The sequence below is a fragment of the Arthrobacter sp. genome (assembly GCF_048266065.1).
Lineage (GTDB): Bacteria > Actinomycetota > Actinomycetes > Actinomycetales > Micrococcaceae > Arthrobacter_H.
This window is the reverse complement of sequence record NZ_JBLXAH010000012.1, coordinates 1-24,319: the sequence shown is the minus strand read 5'-3', so window position 1 is coordinate 24,319 and position 24,319 is coordinate 1. Positions and strand designations below refer to the sequence as shown.

The window sequence follows — 24,319 nt, the reverse complement described above, 5'->3', positions numbered from 1 at the left end:
TCAGCTCCCGGCCCGCTGGACCCCGGTGAGGAAGTCGGCGACCAGTGGGCCCGCGGTTTGGGCCCCGCCATTGCCTTCCGCCACGAAGGCAGCCACGGCCAGATCGCCCTGGATGGCGATCACCCAGGCATGGGCGTTGTGGTCGGCATCGTATTCCGCGGTGCCCGATTTGCCGTAGACGGTGGGACCCGGGACGCCCTGCAGGTCGACCAGCGTTCCGTGGGTGACGGTGCCTGCCATCATCTTCTTCAGTTCGGCGGCTTCGCTGGAGGCCAGCTTCGTCGGCGGTGCCGGGGCAGGGTCCGTCTTCGGGGTGGCGATCAGGTGCGGGGAGACCGTCTGGCCGGCGGCGACGGACGCGGCGACGGTTGCCATGCCCAGCGGGGAGGTCTCCACGACGCCCTGGCCGATGCCGTTCGCCGCCAAGGTGGTGCCGGTTGAATCGTCGGGAATCGACCCGAGGAATGCCGGTGCGCCGACGGAGGGCTTCGCATTCAACCCGAGGGAGGCGCCCGCCTCGGTGAGCTGGCTGGCCTTCATCGAGGAGGCGCCCTTGACGAAGACCGTGTTGCAGGATTGGGCGATGGCCTCCGAGAGCGGGATCGTGCCCAGTTTGGCGGCGGGGTAGCCGTCGTAGTTCTTGAACTCCTTGCCGTCAATGGTCAGCTTCGCCGGGCACTTGACCTGGCTGGCGGGGGTGTCCCCGTCGCGGAGCATGGCCAGCGCGGTGATGACCTTGAACGTGGACCCGGGGGCGTACTTGCCGAGCATCGCGGTGTTCAGCCCCCGGTCCGCGGGGCCGGAGGCTGCCGCGAGGATGGACCCGTCGGAGGGGCGGATGGCCACCAGGGCAGAGGCCGGGTCCACGCTGGTGAGCAGCTTTTCAGCCAGCTTTTGCTTCGCCGAGTCCAGGGTGACCACGATGTTCTTCCCGTCGACCGGTTTCCGGGAAAACAAGGGGCTCACCACGTGGTGCGAGGCATCGTAGAGATCCACCGAATAGCCGGTCGTCCCGGCCAGCCGGTCGTTGTACTGGGCCTGCAATCCGGAGAGCCCGACGACGTCTCCTGCCTTGACCTTGCCCTCGGACTGCTTCACGATCTCGGCGGTGGCATCCCCGACGCTGCCCAGGATCGGCCGGGCAAAGGTCCGGGTGGGGGCCAACGGCTCCGTGTCGGGGATGGCCCGGCCGCCGGGAATCGCCTCGATCTTGGCATCGGTCGCGGTTCGCTGGGCGTTGTCGCGCAGGGTGATGGCCTCCACGAACGCCTTGTCGCCGGCCCCCTTGACCCTGGCGGCATAGGCCGCGGCGTCGATGTCGACGAGCTTGGCGAGCTTCTTGGCAGCGCTGGCCGCCTGACCGGCGTCGAGCCGGGTCTTGTCGATGCCGATGTGCACCACGGGGCGGTCCTTGACCAGGGCCTCCTTGTCGGTGCCGCGGATCTGGCCGCGGGCCGCCTTGCTGGTCTTCAGGGCCACATACTGGCCGGCCTCCAGCCCGGGCAAGGCGATGGAGGGGTCATAGTCGACCTTCCACGACGAGGACTCCTGGTCGTAGGAGAGCTGGGCCGTGCTGGTGTAGCTCCAGTCGACATCCGTGTCATCGATGTCCCAGACCGTTTTCAGCTTCGCCGTGGCGGTGGGGGAGTCCTCCTCCCCGGAGGACTGGACGGATTGGACCGAGGTGGTGTGCTTGATGTCCTTCAGCGGGGCAAACGCCGTGGAGAGCTCGGAGGACGCGGTGGAGGCGTCTTCCCCGTTCAACGCGACGGCGGAGAGGTCGAATCCGTCCAGGGCGTGGGCGAGTGATTCGGCGGTGGGTCCGGGGTCCGGCACCTGCGCGGAGCACGCGGACAAGCCCCCCAGGGCCAGCGTGGACAGGACGGTCGTCAGCGCCAGGCGCCGGGCTACATGCATGGTGATCATTATTGCCGGGGTGTGGAGCCGATCACAAGGCGGGGCATATCCGCAGGTCGCGCGCGGGTCACCGGACTGCAGACACACGTTCGGGCCGCTGGCGTCGAACTACTAGACTGGGGCACAGCAACAGGACCACACCGCGATTGTGAAAAGGGCTGTACACCCCCATGTCTGAACCCACGCCACCGAACGGTGGAAGAACCGAGGCCGCGCCAGCGGTCCCCCATCCCACCGACGAGCCGGCCGTCCAGGCTGCCGTCGACGCGGCGTTGGCAGCCATTGCCGCTGCCGGCGACCTGGACGCCCTGAAGGCGGCACGTCTGGCCCACACGGGGGAGAAGTCCCCGTTGTCGTTGGCCAACCGCGAGATCGGCCGGCTGGACAAGGCCGAGAAGGCCACAGCCGGAAAGCTGATGGGCGCTGCCCGTGGCCGCGTGAACAAGGAACTGGCCGCGCGCACCACGGTGCTGGAGGAGGAACATGCGGCCCGCATCCTCGTGGAGGAGGCCGTCGATGTCACGGCGGCCCCGCACCGTCGTCGTGCCGGTGCCCGGCACCCGCTCTCCTCCCTGTCCGAGCGCGTGGGCGACATCTTCGTGGGCATGGGCTGGGAGATCGCCGAGGGCCCGGAGGTCGAATCCGAATGGTTCAACTTCGACGCCCTGAACTTCGCCCCGGACCACCCGGCCCGGGAAATGCAGGACACGTTCTTCGTCGATCCGCCCGAGGCGCACCTGGTGCTGCGCACCCACACCTCCCCGGTGCAGATGCGTTCGCTGCTGGAGCGCGACCTGCCCGTCTACGTGTTGTGCCCGGGCAAGACGTTCCGCACCGATGAGCTCGACGCCACCCACACCCCGGTCTTCCACCAGTTCGAGGGCCTGGCCGTGGACAAGGGCCTGACCATGGCCGACCTGCGCGGCACGCTGGAGCACTTCGCCCGGCAGATGTTCGGTGCCGAGGCCGCCATCCGGCTGCGCCCGAACTACTTCCCCTTCACCGAGCCCTCGGCCGAGATGGACATCTTCCACCCCGGCGCCAAGGGCGGCCCCGCATGGATCGAGTGGGGTGGCTGCGGGATGGTGCACCCCAACGTGTTGCGCGCCGCGGGCGTGGACCCGGAGGTCTATTCCGGTTTCGCCTTCGGCATGGGCATCGAGCGCACGCTCATGTTCCGCAACGACGTCCCCGACATGCGCGACATGATCGAGGGCGACATCCGCTTCAGCGAACACTTCGGGATGGAGATCTAGACATGCGCATTCCCCTGTCCTGGTTGCGCGAATACGCGCAGGTACCGGCCGACGCCACGGCCGAAGACGTCATGGCCGACCTGGTGAAGGTCGGCCTCGAGGAGGAGGACGTCCACCGCCCCACCGATTCGATTTCCGGGCCCATCGTGGTGGGCCAGGTCCTCTCGCTGGTCAAGGAACCCCAGTCCAACGGCAAGACCATCAACTGGTGCCAGGTCCGTGTGGTGCCCGAGGGCCAGCAGCAGACCCTCACGCATGAGGGCATCGACCCCTCCGGCGTGCAGGGCATCGTCTGCGGTGCCCACAACTTCGTCGAGGGCGACAAGGTGGTGGTGACCCTGCCCGGCGCGGTGCTGCCCGGGGACTTCGCGATCTCCGCCCGCAAGACGTACGGCCACCTCTCGGCGGGCATGATCGCCTCGGTCCGCGAACTCGGCATCGGCGATGACCACGACGGCATCCTGGTCCTGTCCACCCTGGGCCTGGATCCCGAGGTCGGCTCCGACGCGATGGAACTGCTGGGCCTGTACGACCAGGCGGCGGAAATCAACGTCACCCCGGACCGCAGCTACTGCTTCTCGATCCGCGGGGTGGCCCGCGAGTACGCGCACGCCACCGGCACCTCCTTCACCGACCCGGCGGCCGGGATCACCGTGCCCGCCGCCTCCGGTCCCGGCTACCCGGTACGGATCGCCGACGACGCGGGAGCCTACGCCGCGCCGGGCTGCGACCGCTTCGTCGCCCGCACCGTCACCGGCGTGGACGCCTCCCGCCCGACCCCGCCGTGGATGGCCTCGCGCCTGCGGCTGGCCGGGATGCGCTCCATCTCGCTGGTCGTGGACATCTCCAACTACGTCATGCTCGAACTCGGCCAACCCCTGCACTTCTACGACGCCGACGCCCTGCGCGGGGACATCGTGGTGCGCCGCGCCACCGCCGGGGAGCAGCTGCAGACCCTGGACGAGAAGGTCCGCACCCTGCACGAACAGGACGTCGTCATCGCCGATGACCGCGGCCCCATCGGCGTCGCCGGTGTCATGGGCGGTGCCGAGACCGAGGTCTCCTCCAGCACGACGACGGTGCTCATCGAGGCCGCCCACTTCAGCCCGGTGGCCATCGCCCGGTCCCGGCGCCGGCACAAACTGCCCTCCGAGGCGTCCAAGCGCTTCGAACGCGGCGTGGACTGGGAGGTCGCCGACGAGGCAGCCCAGCGTGCAGTGGACCTGCTGGTGGAGCTGGCCGGCGGCACCGCCGAGGACACGGCCACCGATGTGGGCACCCGCCCCGAGCCAGCGGTGATCGACCTGCCGGAGGGGTACGCCTCCCGCCTGATCGGCGTCGACTACACCGCCGAACAGGTCCGCACCGCACTCGAGGACCTGGGTGCCACGGTGGCCGAGGTCCCGGGCGCGCTGCGTGTCACCGCCCCGTCCTGGCGGCCGGACCTGCGCATCCGCGAGGACCTGGTCGAGGAAATCGCCCGGCTCAACGGATACGAGCAGATCCCCTCGACCCTTCCGGTGGCCCCTCCGGGCCGCGGGCTCACCCGGGTCCAGCAGCAGCGCCGCCGCGTGCTGCAGGGCCTGGCCGACGCCGGCCTCACCGAGGTCCTCAGCTACCCGTTCGTCTCCGCGACGCAGAACAACACGTTCGGCACCGCCACCGCGGGCGAGGAGGTGGCCGCTGTGAAGCTGGCCAACCCGCTGTCGGCCGAATTCGGGTTCCTGCGCACCAGCATCCTGCCCGGCCTGCTGGACACCGCACGCCGCAACCTCTCCCGCGGGTTCCGCGACCTGGCCCTCTACGAGGCAGGACTGGTGTACCTACCCGGCGACGGGGCGCTCGGCAGCGCCGAGATCCCCCCGCTGGGCGTCCGCCCGACGGACGAGGTCCTGGACGGGCTCGACGCCGGCCTGCCGCACCAGCCGCAGCACATTGGTGCGGTGCTCTTCGGCCACGACTCGGCCCCCGCAGCCGGCTCCACGCCGCAGCCGTATGACTGGTCCTCGGCGCTGGACGTCGCGCGGCTGATCGGGGACATGCTCGGCGTCGAGCTGGTCATCGCCCAGGGAAGCCACCAGGCGTTCCACCCGGGACGCACAGCTGCCCTGTCGCTGCGCACCGGCGAACACGTCGGCCATGCCGGCGAACTCCACCCGAAGCTCCTCGCGGAACTGGACCTGCCGGCCCGCACCGTCGCGATGGAGATCAACGCCGACGCCCTGTTCGAGGCGGCAGCGGATCTGGTGGTCGCCCGGCCGCTGTCGACCTACCCGCTCTCCACCCAGGACGTGGCCCTGGTCGTGGACCGCGACGTGGTGGCCGGGGACGTGCTGGAAACCCTGCGCCTGGGTGCCGGCGAACTGCTGGAGGACGTCGCCTTGTTCGACGTCTACCAGGGCCCCGGCATCGAGGAGGGCAAGAAGTCGCTGGCGTTCGGGCTGCGCTTCCGCGCCGCCGACCGGACCCTGACGGCCGACGAGGCCTCTGCGTCCCGGGCAGCCGCAGTGGCAGCAGCCGCCGAGAAGTTCGGCGCCGTCCAGCGCTGACGCGCACCCGGTACGACGAAGGGGCAGGAACCACCCAGCGGGGTTCCTGCCCCGTTTTGCGTGGACCGGGCCGGCTCGGCCGGCTTAGGCGTTGGGTGGATCCGACAGGTCGGCGATCGTGGCGTCGAGGGCGGCCAGGGCAGCGTTGGCGTCAACCGTCAAGCCCACCCCGTGGGCGCCGCCGCCGATGGAGATCCTCCGCCCCGTCATCCCGCGATCCGCGTAGACCGGCAGGACGCGGGCCGCACCGAACGGGGTGATCGTCCCGCGCTCGTACCCGGTGACGTCCTTGGCCTCCGCGGCGTCGGGCATGGAGACGCGGTTGGTGCCCAGCACTGCCCGCAGTTTGGGCCAGGAGAACTTCCGGTCCCCGGCCACCAGCACGAACACGTAGTCGTCATCGCTGCGGCGGACCACCAGCGTCTTGACCAAGTCCCGTGGTTCGATGCCCCGGGCCGCAGCGGCCTCCGCCAGGTTGGAAACCCGACCGTGCCGGGTCACCGCGACCTCGAGTCCCAGGGCGCGGGCCGCAGTGGCGGCGGGCGCATCCTGGTCGGCGTCGGAGACGGGCGCCGCAGCGGGCGCATCGGATCCGGTGGGAAGCGCCTCACCGGTTGTCGCACCGTCGGCCAACCGGTAGGCCGAACCATCGGGGGAGCGGGAGACCAGATTCGCATCAACCAGGTAGCGGCGCAGCGCAGCCGGGTCGTCGGTGAGCTGGCCGAGCCGACCGGTGATCTCCGGCTCGGTGAGGACGTCGCGAAGGGACAGCGCCCGACGCGCCGCCCAGTCCAGCAGCTGCGCACGCTGGGCGGGCTTCGCCGGGAAGGTGTGGATGCGGCCATCGCGGACGAACCGGTCCACCACCTCCTCGCCCGAGCTGGGGCGTGCCGTGGCGGACGGGGCGGAGAGCAGGCTGCGCAGGCCGGAGGCGTCGACGCGCCATTCGCCGTCGTCGTCGACTGCCAGCAGACCGGCGGAGGCCAGCTGCGCCAGTCCCTTCTCTCGGCGCCGGGCCGGGACCGTGGCGTCGCCGCGTCGTGCCTCGTCGGCGATGACCTCGGCCAGCAGCAGGCGTTGTTCGGCGTTGGCGAGGGCCGCGATCACCGGCCGCCAGCTCTCGGCGGCAGGCTCAGCCATCCTGACCGCCGGGAACCAGGATGACCTTGCCGGTGGTGGCCCGCGATTCCAGGGCCCCGTGGGCCGCGCCGGCGTCCTCGAGGGCGAAGCGCTCGCCGATCGCCACCTTCAGTTGGCCGTCCGCGACGAGGCCAAAGATCTCGTCGCCGCGCCGGCGGCGTTCGTCGACGTCCAGCAGGAAGTCGTTGAGTTTTGGCCGGGTGACCGTCAGCGAACCGTGGGCGTTGAGCTGCTGCAGGTCGAAGGGCGGCACCTGCCCGGAGGCCCCGCCGAAGAGGACGAGCGTCCCGCGGATCCGCAGTGCGTCCAGCGAGTCCTCGAAGGTGTCCTTCCCGATCCCGTCGTAGACGACGTCGACGCCGCGGCCGCCGGTGAGCTCGCGGACGCGGTCCGGGACCTCGTCGTAGGCGAGCACGTGGTCGGCGCCGGCTGCCCGGGCGATCGCTGCCTTCTCCGGGGTGGACGTGGTCGTGATGACCGTGGCGCCGCGCAGCTTGAGCAGTTGGATGAGCAGCTGGCCCACGCCGCCGGCGCCGGCATAGGTGAGCACCGTGTCCCCGGGCCGGACCCGGTAGCTGTCGTTGACGAGGTAGTGCGCTGTCAATCCCTGCAGCGGCAGCGCGGCGGCCGTCTCGTCGTCGACCCCGTCGGGGACCGGCAGGGCCTTGTCGGCGTCGAGCAGCATGTACTGGGCGTAGCTGCCCACGGCCTGGGAACTGGCGACCCGGTCGCCCACCGAAAAGCCGTGGACGTCGGAACCGGTCTCCTCGACGGTTCCCGCACCCTCGGAGCCGGGAACCAGCGGATATTTCACCGGGTACACCCCGGAGCGTTGGTACGTCTCGATGAAGTTCACGCCGGCGGCGGCCACCCTGACCAGGAGTTGGCCGGGGCCGGGGGCCGGACGGTCGACCTCGACGCGTTCGAAGACGTCGGGGCCACCGGCGTGGGGGACCTGGAGGGCGTATGGCATGCTGGGACTCCTTCAGACGGGGTGTTCAGTTCACTGTATTCCGTCCCCGGGTCGGAGCGGACCATCCGCATCCTCCCGATGACCGGGTGAATAATTATTAGCCATGGTGCATAAGTTCGTTGTAGGGTGGCTTCATGAGTATTTCGGTAGCCGTTTCCGGGGCCAGTGGATATGCCGGCGGCGAGGTGCTGCGGCTGCTGGCCCACCACCCCGACGTCACGATCGGGGCCATCACCGCGCACAGCAACGCCGGCCAGCGGCTGGGCTCCCTGCAGCCGCACCTGCACGCGCTCGCCGACCGCACCCTCGTGGACACCACCGCCGAGAACCTCGCAGGGCACGACGTCGTCTTCCTGGCACTGCCGCACGGGACCAGCGCCGCGCTCGCCGCCCAGCTGCAGGCGGACACGCTGGTCATCGACGCAGGGGCGGACCACCGGCTCGAATCACCTGGGGCCTGGGAGAAGTTCTACGGGGGAGACCATGCCGGACACTGGCCCTACGGGCTGCCCGAACTGCCCGGCCACCGGGACAAGCTGCGCGGGGCCAAGCGCATCGCCGTCCCCGGCTGCTACCCGACCTCGGCCCAACTGGCCCTGGTCCCCGGGTTCACCGCCGGGCTGCTGGAACCCCACGACGTCGTCATCGTCTCAGCCTCCGGGACCTCCGGGGCCGGCAAGTCGATGAAACCGCACCTGCTCGGCTCCGAGGTCATGGGCGGGATGAGCCCCTACGGCGTCGGCGGCGGACACCGCCACACCCCCGAAATGGAGCAGGGCTTCGGTGCCGCAGCCGGCGAACCCGTCTCGGTCTCCTTCACCCCCACCCTGGCGCCCATGGCCCGCGGCATCCTGGCCACCGCCACCGCGCGGGTCACCCCCGGCGCCGACGCGGCAACCCTGCGCGCTGCCTGGGAGGCCGCGTACGCCGATGAGCCGTTTGTGCACCTTCTGCCGGAGGGCCAGTGGCCGTCCACGAAGGCCGTCCAGGGCTCCAACCACGCCACGCTGCAACTGGCGTTCGACGAACATGCGGGGCGCGTGATCGTGGTCTGCGCCATCGACAACCTCGTCAAGGGCACCGCCGGCGGCGCCGTGCAGTCCATGAACATCGCCCTGGGCCTGCCCGAAACCCGCGGACTCGAACTGGAAGGCATCGCACCATGAGCACCCCCACCACCGAACCCGCAGCCCCGGGCCCGATCGGCGTCACCGCCGCCGCGGGATTCCGCGCCGCCGGCGCCACGGCAGGGCTGAAGGCCTCCGGCAAGCCCGACGTCGCGCTGGTCCTCAACGACGGGCCGCTGAAGCACGCCGCAGCGGTCTTCACCTCCAACCGCGTCGCGGCGGCCCCGGTGCACTGGTCGCGCCAGGCGGTCTCCGACGGCCGGGCCGACGCCGTCTTCCTGAACTCCGGGGGAGCGAACGCCTGCACCGGGGCCGAGGGCTTCCAGAACACGCACGCCACCGCCGAGGCGACCGCCGAGGCACTGGGCCTCAGCGCCGGCGACGTCCTGGTCTGCTCCACCGGCCTGATTGGCGAACAACTGCCCATGGACAAGATCCACGCGGGCATCGCCACGCTCTCCGGGGCACTGGCCGGGGCGGCAGGGAACGACGGCGGTGCTGCCGCGGCCACCGCGATCATGACCACCGACACCGTGCCCAAGCAGGCAGGCTTCGCCGGAGACGGCTACGTCATCGGCGGCATGGCCAAGGGGGCCGGCATGCTGGCACCGGGCCTGGCCACCATGCTGGTGGTCCTCACCACCGACGCCGACCTCGCCCCGGCGGACCTGGACGCCGCGCTGCGGGCAGCCACCCGGGTCAGCTTCGACCGCGCCGACTCCGATGGCTGCATGTCCACAAACGACACGGTCATCCTGATGGCCTCCGGTGCCTCGGGGGTCCGGCCGGACCTGGACGAATTCACCGACGGGCTGGCAGAGATGTGCACCGACCTGGCCCGCCAGCTCATTGCCGATGCCGAGGGTGCCGCGCACGAGATCAGCATCCGGGCGTTCAACGCCGCCACCGTGGCCGACGCCGAGGAAGTGGCCCGGGCGGTGGCCCGCTCCAACCTGTTCAAGACCGCGATCTTCGGCCAGGACCCGAACTGGGGGCGTGTGCTCTCCGCCGTCGGGACCACCGGCGCCGCCTTCGAACCGGACGCGCTGGACGTGGCGATCAACCAGGTCCAGGTCTGCCGGGCCGGGTGCATCGGCGATGACCGCTCGCTGGTGGACCTCTCGGGCCGCCAGGTCCTGGTGGAGATCGACCTCCATGCAGGGGATGCCGAGGCCACCATCTGGACCAACGACCTCACCCACGACTACGTGCACGAGAATTCCGCCTACTCCAGCTAGGACGCTGCCGACCATGAACAACCCCACACCCGCCGCGCCCACGGAGTCGCTCTCCGGGGATGCCTGGGAGACCGCGCACCGCAAGGCCGAGGCGCTGATCGAGGCGCTGCCCTGGATCCAGCACTTCGCCGGAACCACGATGGTCATCAAGTACGGCGGCAACGCCATGGTCAACGACGAGCTCCGCCGGGCCTTCGCCGAGGACATTGTCTTCCTGCACCACGTGGGCATCCACCCCGTCGTCGTCCATGGGGGAGGACCGCAGATCAGTTCCATGCTCGAACGCCTGGGCATCGAATCGGAATTCCGCGGCGGGCTGCGCGTGACGACCCCGGAGGCCATGGACGTGGTGCGCATGGTCCTGACCGGTCAGGTCGGCCGCGAACTCGTCGGGCTGGTCAACTCCCACGGACCCTACGCCGTGGGGCTCTCCGGCGAGGACGGGGCCCTGCTCCAGGCGGTGCGCACCGGGACCGTCGTGGACGGGGAAGCCGTGGACCTCGGCCTGGTCGGGGAGGTCACCGGAGTCGAACCCCGCGCCGTCGTGGACCTGCTGGCCGCCGGCCGCATCCCGGTGATCTCCACGATCGCCCCGGAGGTCGACGACGACGGCGAACCCACCGGCCAGGTGCTCAACGTCAACGCCGATACCGCAGCCGCAGCAGTGGCCTCCGCGCTCGGAGCCTCGAAGCTCGTCATCCTCACCGACGTCGAGGGCCTCTATTCGGACTGGCCCGACCGCTCCTCGCTGGTGTCCTCGCTGACCGTGGCCGAACTGCGGCGGATGATGCCCCGGCTGGAATCGGGGATGATCCCCAAAATGGAAGCCTGCCTGAAGGCCGTCGAGGACGGCGTCGAACGCGCGCACATCGTCGATGGACGCCAACCCCATTCGATGCTGCTGGAGGTCTTCACCTCCGCAGGCGTCGGCACCCAAGTGGTCCCGGAGGAACAACCATGAACGAAAACCCGGCCCCCACACCGGCCCCGTCCGCCGAACAGAGCGCCGAACTCGCCGGCCTGCAGGGTCTGCACTCGGCAGAACTGACCGAGCGCTACAACGCCTCGCTGATGGGGGTCTTCGGCACACCGCAGCGGGTCCTGGTCCGCGGGTCCGGCTGCGTGGTCTGGGACGCCGACGGCCGCGAATACCTGGACCTGCTCGGTGGCATCGCCGTCAACGCGCTGGGCCACGCCCACCCGTTCCTGACCTCGGTGGTCTCCAGCCAGCTGGCCACACTGGGCCACGTCTCCAACTTCTTCACCAGCCCCACCCAGATCGCCCTCGCCGAAAAGCTGCTGGACCTCGCCCGGGCACCGAAGGGCTCCAAGGTCTTCTTTGCCAACTCCGGCACCGAGGCCAACGAGGCGGCCTTCAAATTGGCCCGGCGCAACGACGGGGCAGGAACCCCCACCCCGCGCCGTCGCATCATCGCCCTCGAGAACGCCTTCCACGGCCGCTCCATGGGGGCCCTCGCGCTGACCTGGAAGCAGGCCTACCGCGAACCCTTCGAGCCATTGCCCGGGGGAGTGGAATGGGTTCCCGCAGGCGACGAGGAGGCCCTGCGCGCGGCAGTGGATGAAAGCGTTGCAGCGGTCTTCATCGAGCCGATCCAGGGGGAGGCCGGCGTGCGCGGATACCCTGCGGGCTACCTGCGGGCAGCCCGCGAGATCACCCGGGCCGCGGGGGCACTGCTCATCATCGACGAGGTCCAGACCGGCATCGGACGCACCGGCACCTGGTTCGCCTCCGAAGGCATCGAACCCGACGCCATCACCCTGGCCAAGGGGCTCGGTGGCGGTTTTCCGATCGGGGCCCTGGTCACCTTCGGTGAGCGGACCTCGAAGCTGCTCTCCGCCGGCCAGCACGGAACGACCTTCGGCGGGAATCCCGCGGCGACCGCTTCGGCACTGGCGACCCTTCACGTCATCGAAAGCCAGGGGCTGCTCGGACACGTCCGCGACATGGGGCAACTCCTCACCGCGGGGCTCGGGAAACTGGACTTCGTCACCGAGGTCCGTGCCCACGGACTGCTCGTCGGGTTCGACCTCGCCTCCCCGATCGCACCCGCCGTCGTGCGGGCAGCCCTCGAGGCAGGATTCATCATCAATTCCACCGGTCCGGCGTCACTGCGACTGGCCCCGCCGCTGATCATCACCGCCGACCAGCTGCAGGGTTTCATCGAAGCACTGCCCGGATTGTACGCCACTGCCCAGGAGGACCACGCATGAGCCACCAGAACAACATCCGCCACTTCCTGGTGGATACCGATCTCACGCAAGACGAACAGGCCGAGGTCCTGGACCTCGCAGCGGCGATGAAGGCTGATCGATTCGCCTACCGCCCGTACGCCGGACCGCAGACCGTCGCCGTCTTCTTCGACAAGACCTCCACCCGCACCCGGGTCTCCTTCGCCGCGGGCGTCGCAGAACTCGGCGGTTCGCCTCTGGTCATCAACGCGGGGGAGTCGCAGCTCGGCCACAAGGAATCCATCGCCGACTCCGCCCGCGTGCTCAGCCGCATGGTCTCCACCATCGTCTGGCGCACCTACGCCCAGTCCGGCCTGGAGGAGATGGCGGCCCATAGCCGGGTTCCGGTGATCAACGCGCTCTCCGATGACTACCACCCGTGCCAGCTCCTGGCGGACCTGCTGACCATCCGCGAGCACAAGGGCGAGCTGGCTGGCCTGTCCATGGCCTACCTGGGGGACGCCGCCAACAACATGGCCAACTCCTACCTGCTGGCCGGAGTGACAGCCGGCATGCACGTGCGCATTGCCGGCCCCCAGGGCTACCTTCCGGAGGAGGAGGTCGTCGCCGCGGCCCGGGCCCGCGCCGCGCAGACCGGAGGATCGGTGACCATCACCACTGACGCCACCCAGGCGCTGGCCGGCGCCGACGTCGTCGCCACCGACACCTGGGTGTCCATGGGCCAGGAGGACGAGAAGGCCGAACGCGTGAAGCTCTTCGGCGACTACCGCGTCGACGAGGCAGCCATGGCCCACGCCGCGGACGACGCGATCGTCTTGCACTGCCTGCCGGCCTACCGTGAATACGAGATTGCCGCGGAGGTCATCGACGGACCCCAGTCGGTGGTGTGGGACGAGGCCGAAAACCGGCTGCACGCCCAAAAGGCACTGATGGCCTGGCTCATGGCGCGTTCGGGACTGGCCGAAGTCCCCGGTGTTGCGGGGGGACAGCGACGATGAGCACCCAGCCGGGTACGCAGCCCACGACCAAGATCGCCCGCCAGGCGCGCATCAAGGCGATCCTCGGCGCCGGCTCCGTGAGATCACAGGCCGAGCTCGCCGCTCTGCTGGCGGCCGACGGCGTCCAGGTCACCCAGGCCACCTTGTCGAGGGACCTCGTGGAAATGGGAGCCATCCGTGTCCGTGGCGTCGAGGGCGGGCTGGTCTACGCACTGCGTTCCGAGGGCGGGGACCGGGCGCCCCAGACCGGCATCACCCAGGAGGTCCTGGACGCACGCCTGGCCAAGCTCTCGGCGGATCTGATCGTCACCGCCGAGTCATCGGCGAACATCGTCATCCTGCGCACCCCGCCCGGCGCGGCAAACTTCCTGGCCCTGTCGATAGACCACTCGGTCATGCCCGACGTGCTCGGGACCATCGCCGGCGACGACACGGTCATGCTCATCACCCGGGATCCCGACGGCGGTGCCGACGTGGCCGCACGCTTCCTGGAACTGGCGAACCCGCAGTAGCAGGGGCCGCAATAGCAGGGCGCCGCACTCGTGCGCCGGGGCCTTGTCCCCGCGACCCTTGTCCTCGCCGGACATGATGTGCAAGCATTTACTTGCACATCATGTCCGGCACCTGCCGGGCACCGACGAGAGGCCAGGGCCATGGACGAGAACCTTCCCGACAGCATCACCCGTTCGATCGACATCGACGCGCCCGCCGAGCGCGTCTGGGCCCTGGTCTCGGAACCGGGCTGGTTCATCAACGACGGCGAGTACCGCGTGCACCGCATCGAGGTCGACGGGGGCGTCGCCACCGTCCACGATCCCGTCCACGGGTCCTTCGCCCTCCGCACGGAAACGCTGGAACCACCGCGCTACGCCGCCTTCCGCTGGCTCGGCGGCACACCCGGGGGAGGAGCCGACACCCAGGAGGCGACGCTGGTGGAATTCCGCATCGAGGACCTGCGCGGGGGCGGTGTGCGGCTAACCGTGACCGAGAGCGGCTTCGCGGGCCTGCCCGGGAGCGCGGACGAGCGACGGCGCGCCGTCGAGGAGAACAGTGCCGGGTGGGACCAGGAGCTGCAGGTGGCCCGCAGCCACCTGGCGGCCGCGTGAGCGGTCCCGGCGCGGCGGCGGTCTTCGCGGCCCTGGGCGACCCGGTCCGCCAGCGGCTGCTTGATCTGCTCGCCGCCGGCCCGGCAACGGCCTCCCAGCTGCACCCTGCAGTAGGCATCACCCGGCAGGCGGTGGCCCAGCAACTGGCGGTCCTGCAGGACGCGGGACTGGTCTCCCGGCAGCGCCACGGCCGGGAGGTGCGCTTCGCCGTGGTCCCCGCGGGCCTGGTTCCGGCGCGGGAGCACCTGGACCGCCTGGGCGCGGCCTGGGAGGACCACTTGGCCGCCATCAAGCGGGCGGCCGAGGGCGATGCGGCCGGGGCGGGGCAGGTCCAGGGCCAAGGGCGCTAGGCGACCGGCGCCGGCGGGGTGGTGTCGCCGTCGTTCCCGTTCCCGAGGTATCCGTCGATCAGTTCGCGCATGGCGGGCAGGTCGAACATCTCGGTGACGGCCAGGGCGTTCTGCTGGCCGAGCCGTGGGTCGGCGCCGGCCTCCAGCAGGAACCGCGTCAGCTCCGCGTTCTGCCGGAACACGGCGCAGGTCAGCGCCGACTGGCCCTTGTCGTTGAGCCGGTCGACGGTCGCCCCGCGCTCGACCAGGGAGCGGGCCAGCTCGTTGTGGCCGTTGTAGGAGGCCAGGATCAACAGCGTGTCGCCCTTGTGGTCGGTCAGGTCCGCCGGCAGCCCCTGCTCGATCAGTGCCAGGAGCTTCGCGGCTTCACCTTGACGGGCGAGGTCGAAGGTGGAATGAAGGAAAGCCAGTTCCTCGTCGGTGAGTTCCGGCGTCGGCTGGTCTGCGGGCTGTTCTGCTGGCTCGTTCATGGTCGCCAGCCTACCGGCCATCGGAGCGCACATTGCATAGGCTGCATAATTATGTAGACTAATGAATAAGAAACGAATATGCCGGACGCGGAGCAGCGCCGGTCCCCATTCCCAGAGGAGAACACCGTGAAGGAACGCATTGTCCTGGCCTACTCCGGCGGCCTGGATACGTCCGTGGCCATCGGCTGGATCGGCGAAGCCACCGGCGCCGAGGTCATCGCCGTGGCGGTCGACGTCGGACAGGGCGGGGAATCCCTCGAAACCGTCCGCGACCGCGCCCTGGGCTGCGGCGCCGTCGAGGCCTACGTGGCCGACGCCCGCGACGAGTTCGCCAACGAGTACTGCATGCCCACCCTGCAGGCCGGCGCCCTCTACCAGGACCACTATCCGCTGATCTCTGCGATCTCCCGCCCGGTCATTGTCAAGCACCTGGTCACCGCCGCCAAGCAGTTCGGCGCAACCACCGTCGCCCACGGCTGCACCGGCAAGGGCAACGACCAGGTCCGCTTCGAGGTCGGCATCCAGACCCTCGGCCCGGACCTGAAGTGCATCGCCCCGGTCCGCGACCTGGCCCTCACCCGCGACAAGGCCATCGACTACGCGGAGAAGAACAACCTGCCGATCGAGACCACCAAGAAGAACCCGTTCTCGATCGACCAGAACGTCTGGGGCCGCGCTGTGGAGACCGGCTACCTCGAGGACATCTGGAACGCCCCGACCAAGGACGTCTACAGCTACACCGATTCCCCGGAGTTCCCGCCGGCACCCGACGAGGTCACCGTCACCTTCCGCGAGGGCATCCCGGTGGCCATCGACGGCGTGGCCGTCACCCCGCTGGAGGCCATCGAGCAGATGAACCGGCGCGCCGGCGCCCAGGGCATCGGCCGGATCGACATCGTCGAGGACCGCCTGGTGGGAATCAAGTCCCGCGAGATCTACGAGGCCCCGGGCGCCATGGCCCTCATGGAGGCCCACAAGCACCTCGAGAACATCACCGTCGAGCGCGAGCAGGCCCGCTTCAAGTCCACCGTCTCCCAGCGGTGGAGCGAACTGGTCTACGACGGCCAGTGGTTCTCCCCGCTGAAGCGCTCGCTGGACACGTTCGTGGCCGACACACAGCGTTACGTCAACGGCGACATCCGCATGGTCATGCACGGCGGGCGCGCCGTCGTCGAGGGCCGCCGCTCGGAGACCGGGCTGTACCGCTTCGACCTGGCCACCTACGACACCGGCGACGCCTTCGACCAGTCCAGCGCCCGCGGGTTCATCGACATCTTCGGCCTCTCGGCCAAGGTCGCCACCGAGCGCGACGAGCGCGTGGCCGAGGGCAAGTAGCCATGCCCGAGGCACACGGCACCAACGAGGGCGCACTGTGGGGCGGCCGGTTCTCCGGCGGCCCCGCGGACGCCCTCGCGGCCCTGAGTAAGTCGACCGACTTCGACTGGCGGCTGGCCCGCTACGACATCGCCGGCTCCCGCGCCCACGCCCGCGTCCTGCACACCGCCGGCCTGCTGGACGAGGCCGAGCTGCAGGGCATGATCGCCGCGCTGGACCAGCTCGAATCCGACGTCGCCGACGGCACCTACACCGCCGCGGACTCCGACGAGGACGTGCACGGTTCGCTCGAGCGCGGCCTGATCGAACGCGCCGGTCCGGCACTGGGCGGCAAGCTGCGCGCCGGACGCTCGCGCAACGACCAGATCGCCACGCTGGGACGGATGTTCCTGCGCGACCACGCCCGGGTCATCGCGGCCGGCGTGCTGGCCACCATCGACGCGCTGATCGAGCAGGCCGAGGCGCACCCGGAGGCGGCCATGCCGGGCCGCACCCACCTGCAACACGCCCAACCGGTGCTGCTGGGACACCACCTCCTCGCCCATGCCTGGGCCCTGCTGCGCGACGTGCAGCGGCTGGCCGACTGGGACCGCCGCGCCGCGGTCTCCCCGTACGGCTCCGGCGCCCTGGCCGGATCCTCGCTGGGGCTTGACCCGAACGCCGTCGCCGCCGACCTGGGCTTCGATTCGGCGACCTGGAACTCGATCGACGGCACCGCCGGGCGCGATGTCTTCGCCGAGTACTCCTGGGTTGCCGCGATGATCGGGGTGGACCTGTCCCGGATCTCCGAGGAGGTCATCCTCTGGGCGACCAAGGAGTTCTCCTTCGTCACGCTGCACGACTCGTACTCCACGGGCTCGTCGATCATGCCGCAGAAGAAGAACCCCGACGTCGCCGAGCTGGCCCGCGGCAAGGCCGGGCGCCTGATCGGCGACCTGACCGGGCTGCTGGCCACGCTCAAGGGCCTGCCGCTGGCCTACAACCGGGACCTGCAGGAGGACAAGGAGCCGGTGTTCGACGCCACCGACACTCTGGAGCTGCTGCTTCCGGCCGTCTCGGGGATGATCGCCACGCTGGAGTTCAACACGCCGCGCATGGCCGAGCTGGCCCCGCTGGGCTTCGCCCTGGCCACCGACATCGCCGAATGGCTGGTCCGCCAGGGCGTGCCGTTCCGCGACGCGCACGAGCTCTCCGGAGCGGCGGTCCGCCAGGCCGAATCGCGCGGTGTCGAACTCTGGGACCTGACGGACGGGGAATTCGCCGCGATCTCCCCGGAGCTGACCCCCGCGGTCCGCGAGGTTCTGAGCACCGCCGGCTCGCTGGGTTCGCGCTCCTCGCAGGGCGGCACGGCGCCATCAGCCGTCGCCGCACAGCTGGCCGCACTGAAGGAGCAGCTGGAACCGCTGCGCGACTTCGCCGCCTGACCCGGCACCCCCGCGCGCTACCGCCGTCGTCCACACCGGACGACGGCGGTAGTCTGCTGTCATGACACAGCTATCCACCGCGTCGCTGGCCACTGCCGTCCACGACGCCACCACCCAGGCCCGCAGCGCCATCGGCGCCCTCGCCCCCGAGTCCTACGCCGCGCCGTCGTCCCTGCCCGGCTGGAGCAACGCCCACCTGCTGGCCCACCTCGACGGCGTCACCCGCGCCCTCGCCCGGCAACTGGCCTACGCCGCACGGGGCGAGCGCATCGGCTTCTACGACGGGGGAGTCGACGGGCGCAACGAGCGGATCGAACTCGGTGCCCTGCAGCAGCCCGCAGCGCTCGCGACCCGGGTCGGCGAGGGGCTGGACCTGCTCGACGAGGCCATCACGGACATCCCGGACGGCGGCTGGGACGCGGCCACGAGCTTCCGCGGCGACGGCACCGTCACCGACTGCGTGTTGGCCGCCTGGCGTGAGGTCCTCATCCACGCCACCGACCTGGAGACCACGGTCGGCCTCGCCGATTGGCCCGCCGAGTTCTCGGCCCATCTCTTCGACTTCCTGTCCCTGAGGGTGCCCGCAGACGTCCGGCTGCTGCTCCAGCCCACCGGACGCCAACCGCTGACCCTGGGCGAGGGTGCCACCGGCTACGTGGTCACCGGCATGGAGTTCGACCTCGCCGCCTGGCTGGCCGGACGCGAACCCTCCGGACCCGTGCGCGCGACGGCCTCGGCCGACGGCGTCGACCTGCCCGGACTGCTGCCGTGGCCATCGGGACTGGCCCCAGCGCGGTGACGGGCACGGATCCACAGCTGTCCCGCACCGCGCTCGAGGTCGCGCCGCTGCTGCTGGGCGCCGTGCTCACCGTCCGGCGCGACGGCGTGACCGTCGCCGTGCGGATCACCGAAGTCGAGGCCTACGAGGGCGAGCAGGACCCCGGATCCCACGGTTATCGCGGACGCACTGCCCGCAACGCCTCGCTCTTCGGCCCGCCCGGCACGCTGTACTGCTACTTCACCTACGGGATGCACCACTGCGCGAACATCGTGTGTGGCACCGAGGGGCGGGCCTCGGCCGTGCTGCTGCGCGGTGGCGAGATCATCGCGGGGGAGGACGAGGCCAGGGCACGACGCCGCAATCCGGCTCGGGCGCGGGACCTCGCCAACGGCCCCGCCAAGCTCGCCCAGGCACTCGGACTGGATCTGAGTTGCGACGGGTGGGCCATCTCCACCGGCGTGGAGGACCAGCCCGAGCCGGGCGCCGGGCCAACCGGCCCGGAATCGGCGATCACGCTGTCGCCGTTGCCCTCCGCAGTTCCTCCCCGGGTGCGCACCGGACCCCGTGTGGGGGTGGCGGGCCCCGGAGGCACCACCGACTATCCGTGGCGCTTCTGGCTCGAGGGCGAGGAAAGCGTATCGGCCTATCGTGCCGCCCAGCCGCGCAAACGCCGGAAACCGGCCGGAGGCGTGCCACGCACCGACTAGAGTAGATGCGTGCAATCCACGACCGAGACCATGCCCGAACTCCTTGACCGCCTGTGCGCGATCGTCCCCGACTATCCGCAGCCCGGCGTGTCCTTCAAGGACCTGACCCCCGTCTTCGCCGATGCCGAGGGCCTCAAGCGCATGGTCGATGCGATCATCGCCCCCTTTGAGGGGACCTTCGACGCCGTCGCGGGGCTGGAAGCCAGGGGCTTCGTCCTGGCGGCCGCTGCCGCCTACGCCAGCGGAACCGGAATGGTGACCATCCGCAAGAAGGGGAAACTGCCCCGGGCCGTGCACTCGGAGGAGTACACGCTCGAATACGGGACGGCGACGCTGGAGCTGCACCGCGATGATGTGGCCCCGGGAACCCGGGTCCTGGTCCTCGACGACGTGCTGGCCACCGGAGGCACCATCAATTCGGCGGTCGCATTGCTGCGCCGTGCCTCGGCGGAAATCGTCGGCATCGGCGTCGTCCTGGAGCTCACGGAGCTGGGCGGACGCGAACGTCTCGCCGGTCAGCGCGTGGTGTCGTTGCAAGAAGTCTGACCGTCATCTGCCCACGGGGGACCGCACAACCGGTAGACTTGTCGGCCCGTCATTTCGCATCAGGAGGATTCCATGCCGCAGTCACCCTCACCCGCCCCTGAATTGGAGCGAGAGCGGGCCTACGTCGAACGGCTGTACCGCCGGCTCGACGCCCTGCGCGAGGAAAAGACTGCCCAATTGGCCCGGGTCCGCGGCAGCGGAGCCGTCGGATCCCTGCAGAACATCTCCGAGCGTGACTCCTTCGCCAACCTGTATGAGGACCGCTTGGCGCAGCTCAACGCGGTGGAGGACCGACTCGTTTTTGGCCGACTGGATCTGGAAGGCACCAACGACGAGGGCGAGGCGTCCAGCCATTACATCGGCCGCATCGGGATGACCGATGAGGACCAGACGCGGCTGATGGTGGACTGGCGGGCCCCGGAAGCCGGCGCCTTCTACCAGGCCACGGCATTCGAACGCCATGGCGTGCGCCGGCGCCGCCACCTGATCCTCAAGTCGCGCACCGTCGTCGGACTCGAAGACGACGTGCTCGATCCCGAACTCCTCACCGACGGGGCCTCACATCAGGGGGAGGGCGCACTCCTGGCGGCCCTGACCAGCCGGCGCACCGGCCACATGGCAGATATCGTCAGCACCATCCAGGCCGAGCAGGACCGGATCATCCGCTCACCGCTGGCAGGAGTCCTGGTCGTCCAGGGCGGGCCCGGCACCGGCAAGACAGCGGTGGCACTGCACCGTGCGGCCTTCCTGCTCTACGAACACCGCGAGCGGCTCAAGACGGCCGGCGTGTTGCTGGTCGGCCCCTCGACCGCCTTCATGCGCTACATCGAACGCGTCCTCCCGTCCCTGGGTGAGACCGGCGTCGTCATGTCCTCCGTCGGGCGCCTCATGCCAGGCATCAACGCCGTGCCCGAACGTGACCGCGAAGCGGCACGCATCAAGGGGCAACTCTCCATGGCCGACGTCATCGCCCGTGCCGTCGCGAACCGCCAGCGCGTGCCCGCCGGACCACGTCGCATCGTCGTCGAGGGCACTCCGCTGACGATCACCCCGCGCCAGGTCAGGCGTGCGGGTGACAAGGCCAGGGCCACCGGCAAGCCATACAACGAGGCGCGGGCCACCTTTGTGAAGGTCATGCTGCGTGAACTGGCCGACCAGTTGCAACAGAAACTCGAGGACTCATCGGGTAGCGGAAATGCGGCCGACCGTTCATATCTGCTCGAGGACGTCAGGGCCTCACGCGACGTTCGGATTGCGTTGAACCTGTGCTGGATGCCGATGAGCCCCGAACAACTGGTTTCCGACCTCTTTGCCAAACCGGAAACCCTTGAAGCGGTGGCACCGGACCTGACCTATGCCGAACGCCGGGTGCTGCGGCGATCGCCGGATGCGCCCTGGACCGAGGCCGACGTTCCCCTGTTGGACGAGGCCGCCGAGCTGCTGGGCGCCTTCGACGCGAGTGCCGGGCATGAAAAGGCCCAAGCCGAAGCGAATCGAAAGCGCGACCTGGCCAACGCCGAGCAAGCGCTGAAGAACGTCAGCGCGACCCTGGCCGAAATCGGGATCGATGGTTCGGTCAGCGCCGAGGAGTTGGCGGACCTCAACGAGGAGCCTGGCCAGCGGCTCACGGCCGCCGAGCGTGCGGCGACGGACCGGAGTTGGGCGTACGGCCATGTGGTCGTAGACGAAGCCCAGGAGCTCTCCCCGATGCAGTGGCGCTTGCTGATGCGTCGATGCCCCTTGAAGTCCTTCACCGTGGTCGGGGACATTGCCCAGGCCAGCTCCGCCTCCAGCGCCGGAAGCTGGGGCGCGGCCATGAAACCGTTCGTGGGTGGACGCTTCACCCTGGAAGAACTGACGGTGAACTATCGGACGCCCGTCCAGATTGCCGAGGCTGCCGCGCGGATGGCCCAGGCGGCCGGCCTGGCCGTCTCGACGCCCAAGGCAGTTCGCGAAGGTGACTGGCCCCCGGTCATCGACAAGGTCGCGGAGTCCGATCTCGTGGAGGCAACCCTGGCCGCACTGCCCGGGGAAATCAAGATCGCCGATGGCGGATTGGTTTCGGTCATTGTCCCCTCGAGCAAGATCAGCAAGGTGCGTGCAGCGGTGGTCCAGACGTACGGACGCCGCGTCGGCAGCGGTTCTGGTGCCTTGGACCAGGACATCGTGGTGACCACGGCAACCGAATCCAAGGGCTTGGAATTCGACGTCGTGATGATCCTCGAGCCCCAGGAGATCATTGACGAGGCCGGGGGAACCGTCGGCGACCTGTATGTGGCCATGACCCGTGCGACGCAGCGCCTTCGGGTGCTCTCCAGCGGCAACATTCCGGCGGGCATCGAGTCCGGCTCCTGATCCGCAGCGGCATGCTGCTAGGTTTAATCGCGTGTCGCTCAGTGAATTGAATCCCGCGATCGCGGGACAGCAGAATGATCCGTCCTTCCCCAACATCTGGCAGGAGCTGAAGTGGCGTGGCCTGGTCCACGTATCCACCGACGAAGCCGAGCTGGAACAAATGCTGGCGGGGGAGCCGATCACCTATTACTGCGGTTTCGACCCGACCGCAGCGTCGCTGCATCTGGGGAACCTGGTCCAGTTGCTGAACATGCGCCGACTGCAGTTGGCGGGACATCGCCCCCTGGGGTTGGTGGGAGGATCCACCGGGCTGATCGGCGACCCGCGGCAGACCGCCGAACGGGTGCTGAACACCAAGGAAACAGTCAACGAGTGGGTGGGCCGGCTGCAGCGCCAGGTCAGTTGGTTCCTCTCCACCGACGGCTCCAATGCCATGCAGATCGTGAACAACCTGGACTGGACCGCCCCCATGAGCGCGATCGACTTCCTGCGGGAGATCGGCAAGCACTACCGGGTGGGGACCATGGTCAAAAAGGACATTGTCGCCTCACGCCTGAATAGCGATGAGGGCATCAGCTACACGGAATTCAGCTACCAGATCCTGCAGGGCATGGATTACCTGGAGCTGTACCGCGAATACGGCTGCAGGCTGCAGACCGGTGGTTCGGACCAGTGGGGAAACCTGACCAGTGGAACCGATCTGATCCGCAAGGTCGAGGGGGCCACGGTCCATGCCTACGGAACGCCGCTGATCACGAACTCCGATGGCAGCAAGTTCGGCAAGAGCGAGGGCAACGCCATCTGGCTTGATGCCGAGATGTGCAGTCCGTATGCCTTCTACCAGTTCTGGCTCAACACAGCTGATGCCGACGTGGTGGGCCGGTTCAAGGTCTTTACGTTCAGGACCCGCGAAGAGATCGAGGCCATTGAGGCCGAGGTCGCAGAACGCCCGTTCGCTCGTGCCGGGCAGCGCCAGCTGGCTTATGACGTCACCTCATTGGTCCATGGCGTGGAGGCGACTGAGAAGGTCATTGCCGCTTCCGCAGCGCTCTTCGGCCAGGGCGCCCTGGAGGAGCTGGACGAGGAATTGCTGGTGGCGGCGACGGCGGAACTGCCCAGCGTCAAGGTTTCGCCCGATTCGCTGTCGGTGGTTGACCTTCTCGTGGCAACTGGCCTAGCGGAATCCAAATCGGCAGCACGTCGCACGGCAAACGAAGGTGGTGCCTATGTGAACAACACCAAGGTCGCCGACGCAGAGGCAGTTATTGATCCGGCAGCTTTGCTGCATGGCAGGTACTTGCTGGTTCGACGGGGGAAGAAGAACTTGGCCATGGTCGAGGTCGCTGCCTAGTCAGCGCGGAGGCAGCGCCCCCCTCAAGACCCAAGCTATTGAGCAGGCCGGTTGGCCCGAGATGTGAATCACGTCGACGGCAACCGGCCTGTTGCGTTCCCGGACAACGTTCACCGGCGGCCGGATTGACGCGGGATTGCCGGGATTCCGCGGAAATATTGTTGCAGGAACCCGGCCACGGGCGGGGGCAAGCTCGATTTGCGGACCCCCGCCAGTCCGTGTAATGTTTTCTCTTGTCGCCGCCGCTACTGCAGCGGACAACGGAAGCGAAAGTTTCCGGAACAGCGGCCGATCCCCTTCAAATAATCGAAATTCACAGCGTACTTCGTACGCCCTGATGACGATGGCGAGGGTGATTGAAGGCCTGAATGGTCAAAATCAAATCGAAAACCTCGATTTGACAATGACAATTCAATCCAATAAATTAGTTTAGTAACAACGAGAGAAACGCAAAGATAAAGCGGAAATAAATTCGCTAAATTGCT

21 protein-coding genes are annotated in these 24,319 nt (G+C 69.1%); 17 read left to right on the top strand and 4 right to left on the bottom strand.

The features are described from left to right. On the bottom strand, positions 1–1,917 hold the full coding sequence (locus ACN0TP_RS16365; RefSeq protein ID WP_417220688.1) for a penicillin-binding transpeptidase domain-containing protein: 1,917 nt from the start codon (positions 1,915–1,917) through the stop codon (positions 1–3). A 170-nt stretch (positions 1,918–2,087) separates the two neighbouring features. Between ACN0TP_RS16365 and pheS the strand changes: the two genes are divergently transcribed. Then, a complete protein-coding gene (gene pheS, locus ACN0TP_RS16360) occupies positions 2,088–3,173 on the top strand; it encodes a phenylalanine--tRNA ligase subunit alpha (RefSeq protein WP_417220686.1) in 1,086 nt (361 codons plus the stop codon). 2 nt (positions 3,174–3,175) lie between these two features. Further along, entirely contained in the window at positions 3,176–5,722 is a 2,547-nt protein-coding gene (gene pheT, locus ACN0TP_RS16355; protein WP_417220684.1) for a phenylalanine--tRNA ligase subunit beta, read from the top strand. Between the two features lie 84 nt (positions 5,723–5,806). On the opposite strand, the gene ACN0TP_RS16350 is transcribed toward pheT, so the two are convergent. Together ACN0TP_RS16350 and ACN0TP_RS16345 are read right to left on the bottom strand one after the other, a co-directional pair. Then, positions 5,807–6,862: a YbaK/EbsC family protein gene (locus ACN0TP_RS16350; protein ID WP_417220682.1), complete on the bottom strand. Its 1,056-nt coding sequence runs from the start codon at positions 6,860–6,862 to the stop codon at positions 5,807–5,809. Continuing rightward, the gene (locus tag ACN0TP_RS16345; RefSeq protein ID WP_417220681.1) at positions 6,855–7,835 is read right to left on the bottom strand and encodes a quinone oxidoreductase family protein; all 981 of its coding nucleotides are present in this window, start codon (positions 7,833–7,835) and stop codon (positions 6,855–6,857) included. Before ACN0TP_RS16345 ends, ACN0TP_RS16350 begins: the two co-directional genes overlap by 8 nt. Positions 7,836–7,969: 134 nt before the next feature. On the opposite strand from ACN0TP_RS16345, the gene argC reads away from it, so the two are divergent. The 8 genes from argC to ACN0TP_RS16305 all read left to right on the top strand — a co-directional run bounded on the left by argC (position 7,970) and on the right by ACN0TP_RS16305 (position 14,865). Continuing rightward, a complete protein-coding gene (gene argC / locus ACN0TP_RS16340) occupies positions 7,970–9,001 on the top strand; it encodes an N-acetyl-gamma-glutamyl-phosphate reductase (protein WP_417220679.1) in 1,032 nt (343 codons plus the stop codon). Continuing rightward, positions 8,998–10,200, top strand: coding sequence for a bifunctional glutamate N-acetyltransferase/amino-acid acetyltransferase ArgJ (argJ, locus tag ACN0TP_RS16335; RefSeq protein ID WP_417220677.1), 1,203 nt, complete (start codon positions 8,998–9,000; stop codon positions 10,198–10,200). Before argC ends, argJ begins: the two co-directional genes overlap by 4 nt. A gap of 13 nt (positions 10,201–10,213) precedes the next feature. Continuing rightward, complete coding sequence (argB, locus tag ACN0TP_RS16330) at positions 10,214–11,161, top strand: acetylglutamate kinase (protein ID WP_417220676.1); 948 nt, start codon at positions 10,214–10,216, stop codon at positions 11,159–11,161. Then, complete coding sequence (locus ACN0TP_RS16325) at positions 11,158–12,432, top strand: acetylornithine transaminase (RefSeq protein WP_417220675.1); 1,275 nt, start codon at positions 11,158–11,160, stop codon at positions 12,430–12,432. Before argB ends, ACN0TP_RS16325 begins: the two co-directional genes overlap by 4 nt. After that, positions 12,429–13,409 carry an ornithine carbamoyltransferase gene (gene argF, locus ACN0TP_RS16320; protein ID WP_417220673.1) on the top strand — a complete coding sequence of 327 codons (981 nt, stop codon included), beginning with the start codon at positions 12,429–12,431 and terminating at the stop codon, positions 13,407–13,409. Before ACN0TP_RS16325 ends, argF begins: the two co-directional genes overlap by 4 nt. Beyond that, complete coding sequence (locus ACN0TP_RS16315) at positions 13,406–13,921, top strand: arginine repressor (protein WP_417220671.1); 516 nt, start codon at positions 13,406–13,408, stop codon at positions 13,919–13,921. Before argF ends, ACN0TP_RS16315 begins: the two co-directional genes overlap by 4 nt. A 141-nt stretch (positions 13,922–14,062) precedes the next feature. Next, positions 14,063–14,515 carry an SRPBCC domain-containing protein gene (locus tag ACN0TP_RS16310; RefSeq protein WP_417220669.1) on the top strand — a complete coding sequence of 151 codons (453 nt, stop codon included), beginning with the start codon at positions 14,063–14,065 and terminating at the stop codon, positions 14,513–14,515. Next, the gene (locus ACN0TP_RS16305; RefSeq protein WP_417220667.1) at positions 14,512–14,865 is read left to right on the top strand and encodes an ArsR/SmtB family transcription factor; all 354 of its coding nucleotides are present in this window, start codon (positions 14,512–14,514) and stop codon (positions 14,863–14,865) included. The genes ACN0TP_RS16310 and ACN0TP_RS16305 overlap by 4 nt, the downstream gene beginning before the upstream one ends. On the opposite strand, the gene ACN0TP_RS16300 is transcribed toward ACN0TP_RS16305, so the two are convergent. Beyond that, positions 14,862–15,335, bottom strand: a complete 474-nt coding sequence (locus ACN0TP_RS16300) for an ankyrin repeat domain-containing protein (RefSeq protein ID WP_417220666.1) — start codon at positions 15,333–15,335, stop codon at positions 14,862–14,864. The genes ACN0TP_RS16305 and ACN0TP_RS16300 overlap by 4 nt on opposite strands. A gap of 126 nt (positions 15,336–15,461) precedes the next feature. Here ACN0TP_RS16300 and ACN0TP_RS16295 point away from each other — a divergent pair, with 126 nt between their 5' ends. The 7 genes from ACN0TP_RS16295 to tyrS all read left to right on the top strand — a co-directional run bounded on the left by ACN0TP_RS16295 (position 15,462) and on the right by tyrS (position 23,834). Further along, complete coding sequence (locus tag ACN0TP_RS16295) at positions 15,462–16,670, top strand: argininosuccinate synthase (protein ID WP_372699928.1); 1,209 nt, start codon at positions 15,462–15,464, stop codon at positions 16,668–16,670. 2 nt (positions 16,671–16,672) lie between these two features. Continuing rightward, entirely contained in the window at positions 16,673–18,094 is a 1,422-nt protein-coding gene (argH, locus tag ACN0TP_RS16290; protein ID WP_417220664.1) for an argininosuccinate lyase, read from the top strand. 61 nt (positions 18,095–18,155) lie between these two features. Next, positions 18,156–18,893 carry a maleylpyruvate isomerase family mycothiol-dependent enzyme gene (locus ACN0TP_RS16285; protein WP_417220662.1) on the top strand — a complete coding sequence of 246 codons (738 nt, stop codon included), beginning with the start codon at positions 18,156–18,158 and terminating at the stop codon, positions 18,891–18,893. Continuing rightward, the gene (locus tag ACN0TP_RS16280) at positions 18,863–19,582 is read left to right on the top strand and encodes a DNA-3-methyladenine glycosylase (protein WP_417220660.1); all 720 of its coding nucleotides are present in this window, start codon (positions 18,863–18,865) and stop codon (positions 19,580–19,582) included. The genes ACN0TP_RS16285 and ACN0TP_RS16280 overlap by 31 nt, the downstream gene beginning before the upstream one ends. Positions 19,583–19,612: 30 nt before the next feature. After that, a complete protein-coding gene (locus ACN0TP_RS16275; protein WP_417220815.1) occupies positions 19,613–20,128 on the top strand; it encodes an adenine phosphoribosyltransferase in 516 nt (171 codons plus the stop codon). Positions 20,129–20,200: 72 nt separating this feature from the next. Further along, the gene (locus ACN0TP_RS16270) at positions 20,201–22,483 is read left to right on the top strand and encodes a HelD family protein (protein ID WP_417220658.1); all 2,283 of its coding nucleotides are present in this window, start codon (positions 20,201–20,203) and stop codon (positions 22,481–22,483) included. Positions 22,484–22,514: 31 nt separating this feature from the next. After that, positions 22,515–23,834, top strand: a complete 1,320-nt coding sequence (gene tyrS / locus ACN0TP_RS16265) for a tyrosine--tRNA ligase (RefSeq protein ID WP_417220656.1) — start codon at positions 22,515–22,517, stop codon at positions 23,832–23,834. The last annotated feature ends 485 nt before the right edge of the window (positions 23,835–24,319 follow it).